17 protein-coding genes are annotated in these 18707 nt (G+C 29.1%); 9 read left to right on the top strand and 8 right to left on the bottom strand.

The genetic code is table 11. From position 1 onward, the window contains the following. Window positions 1-64: 64 nt before the first annotated feature. On the top strand, window positions 65-682 hold the full coding sequence (rdgB, locus tag E2O22_RS06460; protein WP_133319759.1) for an RdgB/HAM1 family non-canonical purine NTP pyrophosphatase: 618 nt from the start codon (window positions 65-67) through the stop codon (window positions 680-682). A 61-nt stretch (window positions 683-743) separates the two neighbouring features. Here rdgB and E2O22_RS06465 read toward each other — a convergent pair whose 3' ends face one another. The 3 genes from E2O22_RS06465 to E2O22_RS06475 are packed head-to-tail and all read right to left on the bottom strand — an operon-like array spanning window position 744 to window position 4438. Further along, on the bottom strand, window positions 744-3173 hold the full coding sequence (locus E2O22_RS06465) for an efflux RND transporter permease subunit (RefSeq protein ID WP_133319760.1): 2430 nt from the start codon (window positions 3171-3173) through the stop codon (window positions 744-746). Next, a complete protein-coding gene (locus tag E2O22_RS06470; RefSeq protein ID WP_133319761.1) occupies window positions 3173-3742 on the bottom strand; it encodes a Tgt2/MlaC family protein in 570 nt (189 codons plus the stop codon). Before E2O22_RS06470 ends, E2O22_RS06465 begins: the two co-directional genes overlap by 1 nt. Before the next feature lie 9 nt (window positions 3743-3751). Further along, window positions 3752-4438 carry an MlaA family lipoprotein gene (locus E2O22_RS06475; RefSeq protein WP_133319762.1) on the bottom strand — a complete coding sequence of 229 codons (687 nt, stop codon included), beginning with the start codon at window positions 4436-4438 and terminating at the stop codon, window positions 3752-3754. 211 nt (window positions 4439-4649) lie between these two features. Here E2O22_RS06475 and modA point away from each other — a divergent pair, with 211 nt between their 5' ends. Genes modA through E2O22_RS06490 form a run of 3 tightly spaced genes read left to right on the top strand, consistent with a single transcriptional unit; the run spans window position 4650 to window position 6630 of the window. Continuing rightward, on the top strand, window positions 4650-5396 hold the full coding sequence (gene modA / locus E2O22_RS06480) for a molybdate ABC transporter substrate-binding protein (RefSeq protein WP_133319763.1): 747 nt from the start codon (window positions 4650-4652) through the stop codon (window positions 5394-5396). Further along, window positions 5393-5782 (top strand): hypothetical protein, encoded by a 390-nt coding sequence (locus E2O22_RS06485; protein ID WP_133319764.1) that lies wholly within the window; start codon window positions 5393-5395, stop codon window positions 5780-5782. The genes modA and E2O22_RS06485 overlap by 4 nt, the downstream gene beginning before the upstream one ends. Further along, window positions 5776-6630: an ABC transporter ATP-binding protein gene (locus E2O22_RS06490; RefSeq protein WP_133319765.1), complete on the top strand. Its 855-nt coding sequence runs from the start codon at window positions 5776-5778 to the stop codon at window positions 6628-6630. Before E2O22_RS06485 ends, E2O22_RS06490 begins: the two co-directional genes overlap by 7 nt. Window positions 6631-6716: 86 nt before the next feature. Here E2O22_RS06490 and E2O22_RS06495 read toward each other — a convergent pair whose 3' ends face one another. Next, the gene (locus E2O22_RS06495; RefSeq protein ID WP_133319766.1) at window positions 6717-8369 is read right to left on the bottom strand and encodes a 4Fe-4S dicluster domain-containing protein; all 1653 of its coding nucleotides are present in this window, start codon (window positions 8367-8369) and stop codon (window positions 6717-6719) included. Window positions 8370-8458: 89 nt separating this feature from the next. Here E2O22_RS06495 and selA point away from each other — a divergent pair, with 89 nt between their 5' ends. From selA to E2O22_RS06515, 4 genes are read left to right on the top strand one after another with little or no spacing between them, the layout of a single operon-like run. After that, window positions 8459-9790 carry an L-seryl-tRNA(Sec) selenium transferase gene (selA, locus tag E2O22_RS06500; protein WP_133319767.1) on the top strand — a complete coding sequence of 444 codons (1332 nt, stop codon included), beginning with the start codon at window positions 8459-8461 and terminating at the stop codon, window positions 9788-9790. Next, complete coding sequence (gene selB / locus E2O22_RS06505; protein ID WP_133319768.1) at window positions 9783-11588, top strand: selenocysteine-specific translation elongation factor; 1806 nt, start codon at window positions 9783-9785, stop codon at window positions 11586-11588. The genes selA and selB overlap by 8 nt, the downstream gene beginning before the upstream one ends. A gap of 53 nt (window positions 11589-11641) precedes the next feature. Next, complete coding sequence (locus E2O22_RS06510) at window positions 11642-12355, top strand: bifunctional thiol oxidoreductase (RefSeq protein ID WP_133319769.1); 714 nt, start codon at window positions 11642-11644, stop codon at window positions 12353-12355. Continuing rightward, a complete protein-coding gene (locus tag E2O22_RS06515) occupies window positions 12342-12869 on the top strand; it encodes a hypothetical protein (protein ID WP_133319770.1) in 528 nt (175 codons plus the stop codon). Before E2O22_RS06510 ends, E2O22_RS06515 begins: the two co-directional genes overlap by 14 nt. A gap of 22 nt (window positions 12870-12891) precedes the next feature. Here the strand turns inward: E2O22_RS06515 and gdhA are convergent, their stop codons facing one another. The 4 genes from gdhA to gltX form a co-directional block, all read right to left on the bottom strand. Further along, window positions 12892-14259 carry an NADP-specific glutamate dehydrogenase gene (gene gdhA / locus E2O22_RS06520; RefSeq protein ID WP_133319771.1) on the bottom strand — a complete coding sequence of 456 codons (1368 nt, stop codon included), beginning with the start codon at window positions 14257-14259 and terminating at the stop codon, window positions 12892-12894. A gap of 12 nt (window positions 14260-14271) precedes the next feature. Further along, window positions 14272-14937, bottom strand: coding sequence for an MqnA/MqnD/SBP family protein (locus E2O22_RS06525; RefSeq protein WP_133319772.1), 666 nt, complete (start codon window positions 14935-14937; stop codon window positions 14272-14274). 247 nt (window positions 14938-15184) lie between these two features. Further along, window positions 15185-16420, bottom strand: a complete 1236-nt coding sequence (locus E2O22_RS06530; RefSeq protein WP_133319773.1) for a malic enzyme-like NAD(P)-binding protein — start codon at window positions 16418-16420, stop codon at window positions 15185-15187. Further along, entirely contained in the window at window positions 16420-17811 is a 1392-nt protein-coding gene (gene gltX, locus E2O22_RS06535) for a glutamate--tRNA ligase (RefSeq protein WP_133319774.1), read from the bottom strand. The genes E2O22_RS06530 and gltX overlap by 1 nt, the downstream gene beginning before the upstream one ends. 64 nt (window positions 17812-17875) lie before the next feature. Between gltX and E2O22_RS06540 the strand changes: the two genes are divergently transcribed. Further along, window positions 17876-18703, top strand: a complete 828-nt coding sequence (locus E2O22_RS06540; RefSeq protein WP_133319775.1) for a peptidylprolyl isomerase — start codon at window positions 17876-17878, stop codon at window positions 18701-18703. Window positions 18704-18707: the final 4 nt, after the last annotated feature.

The raw sequence follows: 18707 nt of genomic DNA on the forward strand, positions 1-18707 counted from the left end.
TAAAGGATAATTTTACTATGATTTTGATAAACTTTTTTTAAAGTCAAAACAAAAAGAGTAATTTATGAAGAAAAAATTAAAAATCATTCTAGCAACTTCTAATGCACACAAAGTAGAAGAAATCAAAAAAATTTTAACTTCTTATGAAATTTATGCCTTAAATGAAATCATCACTCCTTTTGAAATCATCGAAGATGGCATAAGTTTTAAAGAAAATGCTTTGATAAAATCTAAAGCTATTTTTAATGCTTTAGGCAAAAAACAAAATGAATTTATCACCTTAAGTGATGATAGTGGCATAAGCGTAGAGGCTTTAGACAATGCACCAGGGATTTTTTCTGCAAGATACTCTCAAGAAGGCACTGATGAGGCCAATAGAAACAAGCTCATCCAAGCTTTACATGAAAAAAATCTACATCAAAGCAAAGCTTTTTACACTGCAGCCATAGCCATAAGCTCAAAATATGGACATTTTAGCACGCATGGATATATGCATGGCCTTACTATTGATACTCCAAGAGGTAATAATGGCTTTGGATATGATCCTTTATTTATCCCAAAAGGTTTTGATAAAACCTTAGGTGAATTAGATGAGCAAGTAAAATTAAAAATTTCACACCGCTCACAAGCGCTAATGTTTGCTACTTATATCTTAAGAGCATTAGAAAAAATGGAGTATTAATGAAACAATTTATAAAATATATGCTTATTGCTTTTGGTGTTTATGTGATTTGGATTTTACTTTATTTTAATTTTGTTTTAAAATAATGATAAGTTAAAATAAAACTTGGTAATAAAAAAAGCGAACCAAATAAAAGCAAACTCATAGCCAAAACCGTAAGCAAACCAAAATAAATCGTCGGGATAAAATTACTGCTAATCATCACTAAAAAACCTAGAATAATCGTAACACTAGTATAATAAATCGCACTTCCTATACCTATATGTGAAGCTTTTATAGCCTCTTCTAAGCTTTTATGTTTTAATTCTTCTTTAAAACGATGAATATAATGAATCATATCATCAACTCCTATTCCTATACAAATAGCAGCTATGGTAATACTCATAATATCAAGTGGTATATTTAAAACACCCATTAAGCCAAACACCAAAGCTAAAGGTATGAGATTGGCCAAAATTGCCACAAAAGCATAAACAAAACTTCTAAAAATCACCACAAACAAAGCAAAAATCACAAGTACCACAAAGGCTAAAGTGTCAAATTGTGATGAAAAAAGACTTTGAAGCATATTATTATACAAAGGCATAATACCACTGATTTTAATCTCTACATTATCATTTTGCAAAAGCTCATTTAAGTCTTTTTCAAGCTGTTTTAAAAAAGCATCGCGTCTTAAATTTGGATCACTATCTAGCATACGCACGCTAAATCGCAACTCATTATTTTCTACACTAACAAAAGGGGTTAAAACTTGCTTTTTAAAATTCTCATCTAAATTTTCATATAAAAACGCTAGAGCAAAATCATCTAAAGTCTTACCATCATTAATGCTTTTTCCAAGCTCTAGCAAACTTTGCAAGCTAAGCACAGAGCCTACATATTTTTGCTTACTTAAAAACTCATGAACCTTAGCAGCTATTCTTGTTTTTTCACTACTAAAAAAATACCTATCATCTTTGGCTAAATCATCAAATTCTTGTTCAAACTCATCTAAGCTTTCATTTTGTTTTGGATTTTGCTTAAATTTGACAATCACATCTAAAGGCATAGTTCCACCTAGCTCTTTATCTATAATCAACAAACCTTGTTTAATCCTAGAACTATCTTTAAAATAACTCACAAAACTATTTTCTACTTTAATTTGTAAAATTCCATACAAAGCAAAAGCTACACAAAATAAACTTATACCATAGATAAATTTTCTATGTTGTAAACTTACATTTGCACAAAAACTTAAAAATTTCAACGAATTTTGATTAAGCTCTTTAAAATTTAAACGCGGCATTAATACCAAAATACTTGCAAAATAAATATAAGCTAAAATCAAACTCACACTGATGCCAAGGCTCATCATAATACCGAGTTTGATAATAGGCTCAATATCTGAAAAAACAAAACTTAAAAACCCAACAACCGTGGTTAAAATAGCAAAAAAACTAGGACTTGCTTTATCAAGTAAGGTTGAGAGTAAAAGCTTATAAACGCTAGCTTTTGGGTGTTTGTGTAAATTTTCTATAAAATGCACGATTAAGTGTATCACAACAGAAACAGTGATAATGAGTACCAAAGCTACATAGTTTGAAGACACCACAGTAATATCAAAGCCCAAAAGCGCGAAAATCCCGCTTGAAGTAAAAAGTGAAACCACACAAATTCCCAAAGCCAAAAACACTAAACGCAAAGAGCCAAAAAACCACCAAAGTGCTATAAATAAAAGCCCTATTAAACTAAGTCCATAAATTTTTAAATCACTTTTTACATAATTAATCATATCATTAGCGATCATTTCAACACCACCAAGGTGTAAAAAGTCTCCATTTTGACTATATTTAGATACTATTTTAGTAATTTCTTCTAATCTTTTTGCACTAAATTCCCTTGAGCTTTCTTGGTGCTTTTTAATCAAAGCTCTAAAATGCTCTTTTTCATTTTCATTTTGCGCATTATCCCTTGAATTAATCAAGTCATTATAAACAAGATCAGGTGCTAGATAAATCAAAATTCCCGTTGTTTTTCCATCTTTTGAGATGATATTATTTTTATAAAAGGGTTGATTTAAAATTTCTTTTTTAGCTAGATTAATATCCACATCTTGACTAAAAATATTAGGTATATTTTGGATAAGCTCTTTTAATTCTTTACCTTTAGAACTTGCAAGTAAAGGCGCATTAGTGATAGAAAATACCTTTTGCACTCCATTGATTTTTTCTAAATCAAGGGTTAAGTTTTTGATAGTTTCTAAATTTTCTTTAGCAAAAATATCTTTATTTTTAGGAGCAAAAGCAAGCATTAAAAAATTATCATTGCCGTAACGCGCTGAAACTTCTCTATATAGTTTCAAACCCTCATCATGCTCTAAAAGCAAGCTTTCAGCACTTGCATCAACACTTAAATTTTTAGCAAAAAAACTAAAAAATATACAAAAGATTAAAGTAATCCCCAAAGTTAGCTTTGGGAAATTAAGAAAGATTTTTAAAATTTTACTTAGCATTATTTAGAAAAATCAACACTAGAAAGCTTTTCAAGCAAGGTTTTAAAATCACCATTTTGTAAGACATCTTTAAATTGTGAGCGATAAGTTTGTATAATACTTATACCAAAAATATCCACATCATAAATTTGCCAATCATTATTTTTATCATAAAATTTAAAGATTACAAAATTTTCTTTACCATCTACTATCATAGAAGTTTTTAAAAAGGCTCTTTTATTTTTTTCTTCTAAATTAATCACTTTTAATTTTTGAGAATCATACAAAGCAAGCTTATCTGTGAAACTTTTTTTAAGGTTTTTTTCAAAAGCTTTGTTAAATTCATTTTTTTCATTTTCACTTAATTTTTCATATCTTGTAGAAAGACTAAGTTTAGCCATAAGTTCATAATCAAAAACACCATCAAATAAAGCAAAGATTTTTTCCGCTGTTTTAGCTTTATCGTTTTTATTTTGATCTAGAATTTTTAAGCTCTCATCAATTTTTTCTTGCATGGTTTTAGAAATATCTTGCAAATTTAAAGCAAAAGCAAATACTACGCTAAAAAACAAAGCTATGATTTTTTTCATTTTATCTCCTTATTTGATGAGTTCTTGGCGTCTTTGTTCATACGCATCGCGTATAAAAATGTAATAATCTACACTATTTTGGTAAATATCATCTATTTTTTCATACTCAAAACTTAATTCATTGAGTTTTAATGCAGCATTTACACCCACACCAACCCAAAAATTCTCAATATACCCCTCAGGCACCATAAACCAATTTACAGGCAAAGCTAAAGCATCTCTTACATTATAAGGACCTAAAAGTGGAAGCACTAAGTGTGGTCCACTACCTACTCCCCATTTACCCAAAGTCGTTCCAAAATCAGCTTCATAACTTTTTAAAGGAGTTTTACTCGCACTATCTAACAAACCAAATCCAAAAATCACATTCACACAAAATCTTCCAAATTCCTCACCAGCTTTTCTAAATTCTAAACTTAAAAGATGATTAATAAATCTAAAAGGTGATCTTGTGGTATCAAAAGCATTTTTTACACCTGTTCTTATAAAACTTGGAGTAATGCTTTTATAAGAAAGCACAACTGGTCTTAAAAAATAAGTATAAAGATCATAATTAAATTTACTCATAGCTTTATTGTAGGTATAAAAGCTATCTTTGACTTCTTTTTTTTGATATTCTTGTTCAAAATCTTCAAAGTCATTTGCTAAAATCAAAGTGTTAAAAAATAAACACAAAGTTAGTATGTATTTTAACAAGCTTTTTCCTTTTAAAATTTCATAAATTGAAATCTTATATTATACAAAAATTAAAATAAATTTTTACATTAAAAATATTCTTTAAAAAAAATTAGTAATTTTTATTTGCTTATGAAATAAGTCTTAGAAAATATGCAAAAAACACAAATTTATTTTTGCTTTTAAAAATAAGCTATAATTTTTTCAAAATTTACTACTAAAAGGATAAAAAATGAAAAAAATTTTTACCCTACTTTTTTTGTGTATTTTTGGCTATAGTGCTGATGTAAATATCGCTGCAGCTGCAAATGTAGCTTACGCTTTTAAAGCCTTGCAAAAAGAATTTCAAAAAGAAAACCCTGATATTAGTATCAATGTAAGCTTAGGCGCTAGTGGAAATTTAGTCTCACAAATTAAAAATGGTGCGCCATTTGATATATTTATGGCTGCAAATATGAAATTTGCACAAAGCTTGTATGATGATAATTTTGCTAGTACAAAACCTGTTATTTATGTTCAAGGAGCTTTAGCTTTACTAAGTGTTAGAATGGATTTAAGCAAAGGATTAGACACGCTTAAAGAAGAAAAGGTAAAAATCATCACCATAGCTAATCCCAAAGCTGCTCCCTATGGTCAAGCTAGTATAGAAACTTTACAAAATGCTAAAATTTATGAGCAAACAAAAACTAAAATCATCGAGGCAAAATCCATAGGAGAAGCACTTACTCAAACATTAAAAGCAGCCGATGTGGGTTTTATAGCAGCAAGTGCTTTATATGAAGATACGCTAAAATCTTATAAACTCCAAGAAGGAAAAAATTATATTTTAATCGATCCAAAACTTTATGAGCCAATCAATCAAGGCATTGTTATCACTTCTTATGGTAAAGATAATGCCAAAGCTAAGAAATTTTATGATTTTATTTTAAGCAAAAAGGCTAAGGAAATTTTCAAAGCTTATGGTTATAATATCCCATGATTAAAGCTAAAATAAATACTATAAAAAATCATGAAAATATAAACTGGGTAGAATTTCTTATAAAAAAACATAAATTATATATGCTTGCTTTAGAACTTGATGAAAAAGCAAGCATTGATCAAGAAGTTTTACTAGCTTTTAAAAGTAGCGAATGCTTACTTAGTAAAAAAAATTTAGAAAATTCATTTTTAAATACCTTTTATGCAAAAATCATTGATATTTTTCAAGGACAAATCATCACTATCGTAAGATTAGAAAATGAAATTTGCACTTTCGAAGCTCAAATTAGCACCCATGAGTTTTTAGAGCAAAATTATCAAAAAAATGATTTTGTATTTGCTTATGTACATCCTAGCGCTTTATTTATCAAAGAGTATTTATGTTAAAACTTGACTTTGAAAAAATCTTTAAAAATAAAGAAAAAGAATTTAAACTTAAGGTTAAATTTGAAGTCAAAGAAGGAGAATTTTGTGCTATTTTTGGAAAAAGTGGCAGTGGTAAAACTACGCTTTTAAGAATTTTAGCAGGTTTTGAAAAAGCACAAGGGATTTGCACTTTTAATAATACGATATTTTTTGATGATAAAAACTTTCTAAGCCCACAAAAAAGAAAACTTGGCTTTGTTTTTCAAGATTATGCTTTATTTGAAAATATGAATGTAGAGCAAAACTTACTTTTTGCTAAAAAAGATCTAAAATTTGCTAATGAACTTTTAGAACTTTTAGATTTAAGCAAACACAAAAAAAGTCATATTTTAGAACTAAGCGGGGGACAAAAACAACGCATAGCTTTAGCAAGAGCCATTATGCAAAAACCTAAACTTTTACTTTTAGATGAGCCATTTAGTGCCTTAGATAATGAGATAAAACTACACTTGCATGATTATCTTTTAAATATACATAAAACTTATAAAATCACTACTATTTTAATCAGCCATGATGTAAGTGAAGTTTATAAACTGGCTAATAAAGTCATTGTTTTAGAAAATGGAGTCATTATCAAAGAAGGCTCGCCTAATGAAGTTTTTTTAAAGACACAAGGCTCACAAAAATTTGCTATAAAAGCACGCATTTTAAAACTACAAAAACAAGATAGCATATTTATAGCCATACTTGCCATAGGTAATCAAATCAGCCAAGTAGCACTAAGCCCTTTAGAAGCTAAAGATTTTAAAGAAAATGATGAAGTGCTTTTGAGTCAAAAAGCTTTTGCGCTAAATTTAAGCAAAGTTTAAAAACTATAATTTAAATTAACTTGTATATTAAAAAATTATATAAAATTTTTAATACAAGCTAAAACTTAGTGCTTAAGCCTTTTGGCTTAAAGCACATTCATACTTTGTATCATTACTTTTGCTTTACATTCAGCACAGCAATATAGTGTTTTTATCTTAGCTTCATCACCCATAAATCTTGGCTTCATAATGCTAGCGATTTTTTCAATGGCCTTTTTAGTAGCGAATTCTTTTCCACACTCTACACAAGCAAAAAGTTCATCTTGAGCTAAAACCATAAAAGAAAAATACTCTTTTTCCAAATCTATCCCACTTCTTTGAAGCATTAAAGTATCTTTTTCAGCACAACTTGCCTCACAATACCCACAGGTAGTACATAAACTTGCGTTAAATTTCAAAGAATTATCTTTAGTATCAGCCACTAAAGCTCCTACATTACAAGCTCCCACACAAGAAAGACATAAAGTACAGGTGTCTGCATTAATGGTGATTTTTCCATAGCGTATCCATTCTTTGCTTGGGATATTGCCTAAATTTTCTTCCTTTATAAGCTCTCTTAATCTTATAGCAAAATCTTCTCTTTTTAAAAGCGCAGGATTATAAGAAATAAATTTGAGATTTTCTATAAAATGAGCTTGATTTATAGCCTCTAAAAGTTCTTTTTCATCTTTAGCTAGAAAAATTGCATTTTGTTTAAATTTTCTTTGAAAAATTTCATTCATCAAAGCTATCACTTCTAAAGCACCTTGCGATAAGCCATCACTATAAAAAATCACACTCGCACCACTTGTTTGAAGCATAGCTAAAAAATGTGCTTGATCAAGATAGTTTTCGCCTTTAATCATAAAAGGCATTACATCTTCTTTTAAAGTGATATTTAAATTTTCTATAGACATTTTCTCAGGGATTATTAAAATGATTTTATCTTCATAAAATTTTAAAATTTCATAAAAGCTATTGCGTGGCATAGGTGCATAATCAAGCGCTCCACTAGGACAAATCCCCACACAATCACCACAGCTTAAACAATCCACATGAGAAAATTCTAATTTTCTTTGCTCATCATCTTTTAAAATAGCCACACTAGGACAAATTTCAGCACATTTTCCACAATGAATACTTCTTCTTTCATGGTATTGACAAATGCTATCATCATAACTAATATAATTTCTAAATTTATATTTTGGAGAATTAGAATTTAAAAGTTTTATAAGTTCTTCTTGACTTAAAGTAGTTAAATCATAGCAACCACTTTGTTGATCAAAACTTTCTTTTTTTACATCATATAAGAAAAAATCACAATCAATCTCTACTTGCTCATTATCTTTTAAAGCTATCACGCAAAGCTCACCTACACAACCCAAAACACCCAAACATTGCTCATTACTTAGTTTTAAAACCTTGTATTCTTGTTTTTTTAAGCTTTCAATAAGCTCATTTTGATCCTCATTGCTTACAATAATTACATTTTTACCCACTTCTTTGGTATATTCTAAATCAAGCCCTAAATCATAAACTTTAGATCTAATCTTATATAAGGACTCAATAGTTTTGGCTTTTTTAAGCACATCATCTTGTGAGTTTTTAAGGTAAAAATTAATCTCAGGTGCATAAACTTCAGGATTTAAAAGCTTTGAATTTCCTATAAAAACTTCTTCATTACAGGCTTTTTGAACTATGCTAATATCATCACTTAAAGGAATTAAATCTTCATTTTCTAAAAATACAAAATCTTTCATAACACTCTCTTTTAATTTTTTTAATCTTAATTATATAAATTTCATTATAAAAAAGTTATAATTTTACTAATTTATTCTTAAGGTTTAAGATGAACAAATTTAGAAATTTTCCACCCATAAACACACTCATAAACGATGAAAACTTGGCTAACTACCCTTTGTATTTAAGATCTCATTTTGCAAAAATAGTTGTTTCAAATTGTAAAAAAGAACTGAGTAAAAATGAAAATTTAAATTTTAGCTTGCAAGATTTGCTAAGTAAAATTGCCCAAAGTATTGATGAGTTTTTAAACATGCAAAGTCAAAGTTTGATCAATGCTAGTGGAGTTATCATACATACTAATCTTGGTCGTAGCATTATTGATGAGAGTATTTTTGAAAGAACTAAAGAAATCATCTGTTCTTATTCAAATTTAGAGTTTAACATGCAAAGTGGTAAAAGAGGCTCAAGGTATAACGCACTTAGTGCAAATTTAAAAATATTATTTGATTGTGAAGATTGCTTGATTGTTAATAATAACGCTTCAGCTGTATTTTTAATCTTAAATACCTTAGCAAAAAATGAGGAAGTTATTACTTCAAGAAGTGAGCTAGTTGAGATTGGGGGAAATTTTAGAATTCCTGAAGTTATGCTAGCAGCTGGAGTTAAACTAAAAGAAATAGGCACGACTAATAAAACTCATTTATATGATTATGAAAAAGCTATCAATGAAAATACTAAGATGATTTTAAAAACTCATCGTTCTAATTTTGCTTTTAAAGGATTTTTCGAAGAAGTAAGCTTAAGTGAAATTCATGCTTTAGCAAAAAAGAAAAAACTCATATCTTATTATGATTTGGGCGCTGGATGGTGTGAAAAGATTAATAAACAACTTAGTAAAAATGAGCCAAGTGTAAAAGAGCTTTTAAAACATTGTGATATTTTAAGTTTTAGTGGCGATAAGCTTTTTGGCTCTACTCAAGCAGGCATTATACTTGGAAAGAAAAAATACATTCAACAATTAAAGAAAAATCAACTTCTAAGAATGCTAAGGGTTGATAAAATCACTCTAGCTTTTTTAAATGAAACTGCTAAAGCATACTTAGAAAAAGAATATGAAAAAATCCCTACACTAAAACTTTTAAATGATGATTTAAAAACCGTAGAAAAAAAGGCTCTCTTTGTCAAAGAAAAAATTCCTATAAAATGTGAGTTAAAAGCTTCTAAAAGTTTAGTAGGTGGTGGCTCTATGCCTGATAAAAGCTTAGATACTTTTGTGTTAAGTTTTGATGAGAAAGCTTTGCTTTTACAAGAAAAATTTAGAAAAAAAGGCGTAATCGGCCGTGTTGAAAATGGGCATTTTGTGCTAGATTTTAGAAGTATTTTAGAAAAAGATTTAAACAAAATAATAAGCATTATTAAAGAGGTATTTCATGCATAGTATCATCATAGGCACTGCTGGGCATATTGACCATGGTAAAACTTCGCTTATTAAAGCTTTAAATGGTTTTGAAGGTGATAATTTAAAAGAAGAGCAAGAAAAAGGCATTACGATTAATCTTAGTTTTTCAAATTTAAAAAGTGAAAATTTAAATATTGCTTTTATCGATGTGCCTGGGCATGAAAGTTTAATTAAAACTATGATAAGTGGTGCTTTTGGCTTTAGAGTGTGTATGTTTGTCATAGATATAAACGAGGGTTTAAAGGCTCAAAGTATAGAGCATTTAAGGGTTTTGGAATTTTTAGGCGTAAAAGATGTAGTGCTTATTTTGAGTAAGGTTGATTTATGCAAGGATTTAGTACAAAAGCAAGCAGAGCTTTTAAAAGAATTAAAAGCCTTTAAAATCAATATCTTAAAAGTTTTTCCAACTAGCATTTATGATGAGCAAAGTATATTAAATTTAAAAAACTATCTACTTAGTTTAAAGCCTAAAGAAAATGATGAAAATTTGATTTTTAGATACTACATTGATAGGGTTTTTTCTCTAAAAGGTATAGGAACGGTAGTAACAGGGAGTTTAAATGAAGGAAAAATAAGCAAAAATGAAAAAATATTTTGCCTTGAAAATCAAAAAGATATCATTGTAAAAAACATACAAATTCATGAAGAAAATGTTTTAGAAGCAAAAGCTTATAATAGAGTTGCTTTGAGTTTAAATTGTGATTATCATGAGTTAAAAAAAGGCTATATATTAAGTAAAAAAGGTGTTTTTAAAAGTTTTAAAAGTATCGATGGAGTTGTTTTTAATACAGAGATTAAACACGGGAGTATTTTAGAATTTTGTAGTGGCTCAAAAAAGCTTAATGCAAAAATTAGTGTAATCAAAGAATTTGAAGATAGAACTTATATTAGCTTAGAGTTTGATAAAAACCTACCTTTGTGTTTTGATGATAAATTCATCTTGCTTGAAAATGGGCGTATTAAAAGCGGTGGTGTGGTTCTTAATGCGGTAAGTGAGCCTTTAAAAAAAGATATAAAAGCTAAGTATTTAGCACTTTTAGAACAAAAAGATTTAAAAAAGGTATTTGAGTTTTTAAAACAAACTCACAAACTTGGCTTTGGATTACTTTCAAGCTATCAACGCTTTAAACTCACTCATGAGCAAGCCCTAAACCTAGCAAAAAGCTTAAATCATGTTTTTGTCGATGAGCAAGCTTTAAATGTATATGATTTAAATGCTATGCAAACTTTGAAAGAATTTATTGATTTTATTTTCTCTAAAAATCCTTATGCTTTAATCTCGCCTCATTCTATCGCCTTAAGGCTTAGCTGGGCAAGTGAGAGCTTTTGCGCTTATACACTCAAGCAAATGCAAGAAAAATTAGATTTTAAAGATGGCATATGGTTTTTAAAAGGACAAGATTTTGAAAAATTACAAGAAAAGGCTCATTGTGAGCTTTATGAAATTTTAAAAAAAGAAGGTATAAAACCTACTGCACCTTATAATCTTTATGAATATTTAGAGCTTGATAGGAAAAATGGGGATCTTATCTTAAAAAAACTCACCAAAGAAAATAAAGTCAAAAGATTAGCACATAATCTTTTTATAGAAAAAAATACTCTTGAAAATCTCATGCAAGAGTTTTTAAAACTTTTGCAAAATCATCATTTAGATGTAGCTTTTGTTAAAAATCATTTTCAAATTTCAAGAAAATATGCCATAGCTTATTTAGAATATCTTGATAAAAACTATCCTCAAGTTAAAAAAATAGAGGAAAAAAGAATATTAAAAATCTAAGTGTTAAAGATTACATTTTATAATGTGCAAAAATTTTAAAACAAAGGAAAATGATGAAAAAATCTTTAGCTCTCTTAACCCTTGCTAGCTCTTTATTTGCTGCAAGCAATGAAGAAATTATTAATTTTTTTAAGAAAAATCCAAATTTATCAAATGCAAACATTAGTGTTTCTAGTAGAGAAAAAATTCCTGATACTAACTTTGAAGCTGTGATAGTTAATTTTGAAATTAGTGGTAAAAATTTCCAAGAAATCGTTTTCACTCAAGATAATATCATCACAACTGAAGTAATTGATGTAAAAAAAGGTGAATTTTACTCTCAAGTTTATCAAGCAAAACTCATGGAAAAACAACAAGCTGAATTTTCAAAAAAAGCTCTAGTTGAACTTAAAAAAGAAAAAATGTTTATTTCTTTAGGCGATAAAAACAAACCTTTACTTTATGTTTTTAGCGATCCTGAATGTCCATATTGTAGAATGCATTTAGATAAAATAGAAGAAACACTAAAAACTCATCAGGTTAAATTTATCTTAACCCCTATCCATGATACTAGTGCTTTTGAAAAATCTGCATTAATTTACAAAAAAAGTAAAAATGCTAAAGATGATGCACAAAAAATCGCTATCATGAAAAAATATTATGATAAAAATTTAAAAGATTATAAAAAACCTAGTGAAGCTGAGGTTAAAGCAGTAAGAGAAACTTTCGCAAAATACTCTAAACTTGGTCTTCGTGCTGTGCCAACTATAATCGATGCTCAAAAATAATTTTTTCTTGCTTGTGTTTGCACTATTTTTAAGTGCTTGCACAGGCCCTATGCAAACTTTTATCCAAACAAATAATGAAGGTATTTTCCTGCATGCTAATAAAAATCAAAGTTTTTCTTTACACATCAATAATCCTTCAAAATTAAACACAAATTTAGAAGCCAAGCTCGCTCAAAAATTACAAAATTTAGGCTTAGTTTTAAATAATGTTCAAAGTGATTATAAAATTTATATCAATATAGTAGATTTTAAGAAATTTTCTTACGCACAAAGATTACGCGCTTCTAATGCGAGATTTTTTTATAATGACTTTGATAAAATAGATGATGTTTTTGAAATGGAAGTAGAAAATTACTATCTTTTGCAAGTTAATTTACAAATTAGCTCCAAAAACTCTACTCAAAGCACCTCGCTTTTAGCAAGAACTGCCTATCTTGGTAATATAGACAGAGCCAAAGAGTCTTTAGAAGAAAAAATCGCTAATCAAATAACAAGCTTTTTTTATATACACTAAAGATGGCATTTAAGCCATCTTTTTAAATATAACCATGATCAATCATCGCATCAGCTACTTTTTTAAAGCCTGCTATGTTTGAACCTACTACTAAATTTCCTTCATGATTATAAGCTTTTGCACACTCGTATGAATTTTCAAAAATATTTTTCATAATCTTATGTAATTTTGCATCAACCTCCTCAAAGCTCCATTGACACATACTTGCATTTTGTTGCATTTCAAGTTGAGAAGTCGCTACACCACCTGCATTAGCAGCCTTAGCTGGCGCAAATAAAAAGTCTTTTTGATTTAACATAAAATCGATCGCTTCAAGTGTGCTTGGCATATTAGCTCCCTCTGCTACCATACGACAACCATTGTGATATAAGGTTTTAATATCTTCTAAATTTAATTCATTTTGCGTAGCACTTGGAAAAGCTATATCACAAGGTATACTCCATACTCCATTACAACCTTGTTTATACGCGCTTTTTGGAGTAAAAACAGCACCTTTTTTAAGCGCTGCATAATCACTCACTCTAGCTCTTTTTACTTCTTTAATTTCTTTTAATAAATCTAAATCTATCCCATCTTTATCATAAACAAATCCATCGCTATCGCTTATTGTGATTGCTTTTGCACCAAGTTGATGTAATTTTTCTATGGTATAAATTGCCACATTTCCACTACCTGAAACTACACACTCTTTTCCTTCTAATGCATTGTTGTATTTTGCTAGCATTTCTTGAGTAAAATACACGCAGCCATACCCTGTTGCTTCTGTTCTTACTAAACTTCCACCCCATGGAATTTTCTTTCCCGTTAAAGTTCCATCAAAATTAGAGCTAATTTTCTTATAAGCTCCAAACATATATCCAATTTCTCTAGCACCAACCCCTATATCGCCTGCTGGCACATCAGTGCTTGCACCTATGATTTTTGAAAGCTCGGCCATAAAAGCTTGACAAAAACGCATAATTTCTGCTTCGCTTTTGCCTTTAGGGTCAAAATTTGCTCCTCCTTTAGCTCCCCCTATCATTAAACCTGTTAGAGAATTTTTGAAAATTTGTTCAAAACCTAAAAATTTCAAAACATCTAAATCTACACTAGGATGAAATCTGATCCCACCTTTATAAGGTCCTAAACTAGAATTAAACTGTACTCTATAACCAAAATGCGTTTGAGCTTTACCTGCATCATCAATATATACTACTCTAAAAATAGTCGTTTTTTCAGGCATAACAATACGCTCTAATATAGCATGATCTTGATAAGTTTTGTTAGATTCAAGTAAAGGTTCTAAAGAATTTAACACCTCAGTTGCTGCTTGAAAAAAGATAGGTTGTCTTGGGGAAGTTGCTTGAATTTTTTCTAAGGTTTCATTGATATATTGTTTAGCTATACTCATAAATTGTCCTTTTTATAGTATCTTGCTGTTTGCATTGGCTAAAAATTTTTTTAGCGCCTTTTGCTCCTTTGTTCCTATTTTGTAGTAAATTAGCTTTAAATATGCACTAATTTCTTTTTGAGAAAGATTTCTTGACTTAGAATAATCTAGCAAAATATATTGCGGAATGAAAATTTTACTTTTTGTGAAATTTTTCATCATTTTTTTATAAATAGAAAAATTTTTAATACAAGAAAATCGAGCAAAAACAAAAGGTAGTTTTGTCTTTTCATACCATAATTCGCATAAATCAATATAATCTTTTGGATTTTGCAAATAAAGTTTTAAAGCCTTATCACCGATGATAACCTCCCCTTTTTGCTTTAAAACTTTTGCAAGAGCATTAGAAGTTGCAGAGCTTGCATCTTCTTTGCTTTCAGATTGTTTTTTCACTAAAACGCTTTTTACCTTTTTGCTTGCGCAAATCCCCACATTTAAGGTTTTGTATTTTTTTCTACGACTTTCAACACTTGAGATAATCGCTGCATCAATGCGTCTAAAATACAAATGGCGATTTAGCTTACTAGGAACCCCTTTTTTGTATTCTGTAGTTTGCTTAACATAGCTAGGAAAAGCTGATTTTTTAAGATAGATATGTAAAGGGAGTAAATTAAGATAATCTATCTTACCAAAAATCATCTCGACCTTTCTATGATTAAGTAAAAATATCCTATTAAAAAATATCTTAAATATAAATTAATTTTATTAAAAACACTAGTAATATCAAATTTATATAATTTAAAAAGAAAAAAAGTAACATTTAAAACATATTTTTTAAATGATTTTTAAAAAATATGTTTTTATAACTCATATAAACAATAAAAAATAGATAAAATTAAGTTTTATAATAAAAAATTATTTTAAATAAAACTTAATTTATAAAAAATTATTTTAAACTATCAAAATATCTCTGATAATCAAAATTATTTATCAAAGCTACTCCATCTTCAACCGCAGCTTTTGCTACCGCAGCACTAACTACAGCTTTTACTCTGCTATCAAATGGTTTTGGTATCACATAATCTCTACCAAAACTAAGCTCTTCTACTCCATAAGCTTGTTTTACCTCATCAGTTACTTCAAGCTTAGCTAAATCAGCCAAAGCTTTTGCGGCTGCTATTTTCATATTTTCAGTAATTTTAGTTGCCTTTACATCTAAAGCTCCTCTAAAGATAAAAGGAAAACCTAAAACATTATTAATTTGATTTGGATAATCACTTCTACCTGTTCCAACTATAGCATCGTTCCTAACTCTTTTAACATCTTCTGGCATTACTTCAGGTACAGGATTAGCTAATGCAAAAATCACGGGATCTTTTGCCATACTTAAAATCATCTCGTCATCTAAAATCTTAGGTGCACTCAAACCCAAAAATACATCAGCACCTTTTAAAGCTTCTCTTAAAGTGCTATCTTTGGTATCGCTTACAAATTCTAGTTTGTATTTATTTAAATCATCTCTTTGAGTATTAATCACACCTTTACTATCTACTAAAACGATATTTTTAACCCCTAAATTTCTATACATTCTAGCACTTGCAATACCTGCTGCACCTGCACCACTTACCACTACTTTAATATCTTCAAATTTTTTACCACTAATTTCCATAGCATTCATTAATCCTGCTGTAGAAATGATCGCAGTTCCATGTTGATCATCATGCATTACAGGAATTCCAAGATCTTGCAAAGCGGCTTCTATTTCAAAACATTTTGGTGCTGAAATATCTTCTAAATTAATTCCTCCAAAAGTAGGTGCTATAGCTTTACAAAAGGTAACAATTTCATCTATACTATGAGCATTAATTTCTAAATCATAAGCATTAACATTAGCAAATTTTTTAAACAAACAAGCTTTTCCTTCCATAACAGGTTTGCTTGCACTCGCTCCTATATTGCCAAGCCCTAAAACTGCACTACCATCGCTTACTATAGCAACTAAATTAGCTTTATTAGTGTATTTATAAGCTAAAGTTTCATCTTTTGCTATCTCAATACAAGGTTCAGCAACCCCAGGAGAATACGCCAAAGATAAATCATGTGCACTATCCATAGGCTTTCTAGCAACAATATCTACTTTACCACCTAAGTGATATTCTAAAGCCTCTTCTTTTAAATTCATTATTTTTCCTTCATATAATTTAGTAAATTTTTTATCCTAAGTTTAGCCTTTTGCACTCCTAAAAATTCCAATACTTCAAATATACTAGGACTAACCGAGTTTCCTGTGAGTGCGATGCGTATAGCTTGAGCTAGGTCTTTTAACTTAAGATTATTTTCTTCTAAGAATTGATTAGTTAATTCTTCAAATTCACAAGCATTTTTTTGCTCATTTAAAACCATAGCGTATTTTTCCAAATAAGTTAAATTTGTAACATTGAGAAATTTATCTACAGCCTTTTGATCATATTCTTTTGGGTCATTTAGTAACACTTTAGCCCCACTAATAATATCATGTAAGGTTTTAGCTCTCTCTCTTAACATATCTAGTAAAAAGCCTGCTTTTTTATACTGACTTAAATCAAATCCTAAATCTTTTAATTGTCTATTGATTTCTTCAAAAGGTAAAGTTTTAATATAATGAGCATTAAGCCATTCTAATTTTTTAAAATTATAGCAAGAAGCACTTTTGTTAATATGATTTGGATCAAAAAGCTCTTGCATACTTTCTAAAGAAAAAATTTCATCATCGCCATGACTCCAACCAAGACGCACTAAGAAATTAAGCAGGGCTTGAGGTAAAATCCCCATATTTTTATATTCCATCACATCAGTTGCTCCATGACGCTTAGAAAGTTTCTTACCATCTTCACCATGTATCATAGCTACATGATAAAATTTAGGTATTTTAAAGCCTAGTGCTTCATAAAGGACAATTTGTTTTGGAGTATTTGATAAATGATCATCTCCTCTTATAACATCACTCACACCCATTAGTGCATCATCAATTACAACGGTTAAATTATAAATTGGGCTACCATCGCTTCTTGCAATTACAAAATCATCTAAAATATCTTCAGCCTTAAAACTAACCTCGCCTTTAATGCCATCTATAAATTTAATCTCTCCACTTTGTGGTGCTTTTACACGCACCACAGGCTCAATACCACTTGGGGGAGTTCCTTTAAAATCTCTATATCTACCATCATATTTTGGACGCTCTTTAGCTACTTCTTGCTTAGCTCTTAACTCATCAAGCTCTTCTTTGCTCATATAACAATAATAAGCCTTACCCTCATCTAGTAATTTTTGAATGTATTTTTTATAAATATCAAATCTTTGGGATTGATACTCAATCATCCCATCATAATCAAGCCCACACCATTTAAATGCTTCTATAATAGCTTGCGTAGCTTCTTGTGAATTTCTTTTTAAATCCGTATCTTCAATACGCAATAAAAATTTACCCTTATTTTTTCTTGCATAAAGATAATTATATAAAGCTGTTCTAAGCCCTCCTATGTGCAAATATCCTGTTGGAGAAGGAGCAAAACGCGTTGTGATTTCTTGCATATTTTTACCTTTTTTAAATTTTTATTGTTATAATGCTATATTTACACTTAAATAAAGGTTTTATATGAGAAAATTTTTAATATCTTGTTGTTTTGCTGCAAATATTTTATATGCTCAAACCCTTGGTGGTGTAGCAATGGTAGTAGAAAATCAACCTATTACTCTTTATGATATAGAACAAACTATGAAAGAATTAAAAACTAATGACAAACAAAAAGCTATAGCATTTTTAGTAGATGATAAAGTTCAACAAAGTGAAGCTAAAAAGCTAGGAATTTATGTAAGCACTTTTGAACTTAATGAAAAATTAGCCCAAATAGCAAAAGGCAATAAAACTGACATTAATGGTTTGCAAGCAAAGATAGAAAAAGATGGTTTAAATTTTGAAGTTTTTAAAAACAAAGTTAGAAAAGATCTTGAAAGAGAAAAACTTTATAGAAGCATAATGCAAAATGCAAAAATCAATATTGATGATGAAACACTAAAACATTTTTATGAAAGCAATCTTGATAAATTTAGCACTTTTTCAAATATAGACTTAGTTGTTTATAATTCTACTAATCCTGAACTTTTACAACAGCTTGCACAAAATCCTATGTATAAAAATTCTCAAATTAAATCAAAAGCCATTAGTTTAAACGCAGCTAGTTTAGATCCAAGATTACTTGCTTTGTTAAATAATACAAAAATAGGAGAATTTACTCCAGTGTTAAATGGCGAAAACGCTTATATAGTGTATTTTGTAAAAGAAAAATATGGTAAAAATCCTATCGAATTTGATTTAATCAAAGATCAAGTTAGCAATGTCTATACCCTAACTCAAAAAGAACAAGCCTTAAAAAATCATCTTGATAAAATAAGAGCAAATGCCCATATAGAAGAATTAAGATAGGTTA

Origin of the sequence: Campylobacter lari (genome assembly GCF_004357905.1) — a bacterium.
GTDB classification, from domain to species: domain Bacteria; phylum Campylobacterota; class Campylobacteria; order Campylobacterales; family Campylobacteraceae; genus Campylobacter_D; species Campylobacter_D lari_D.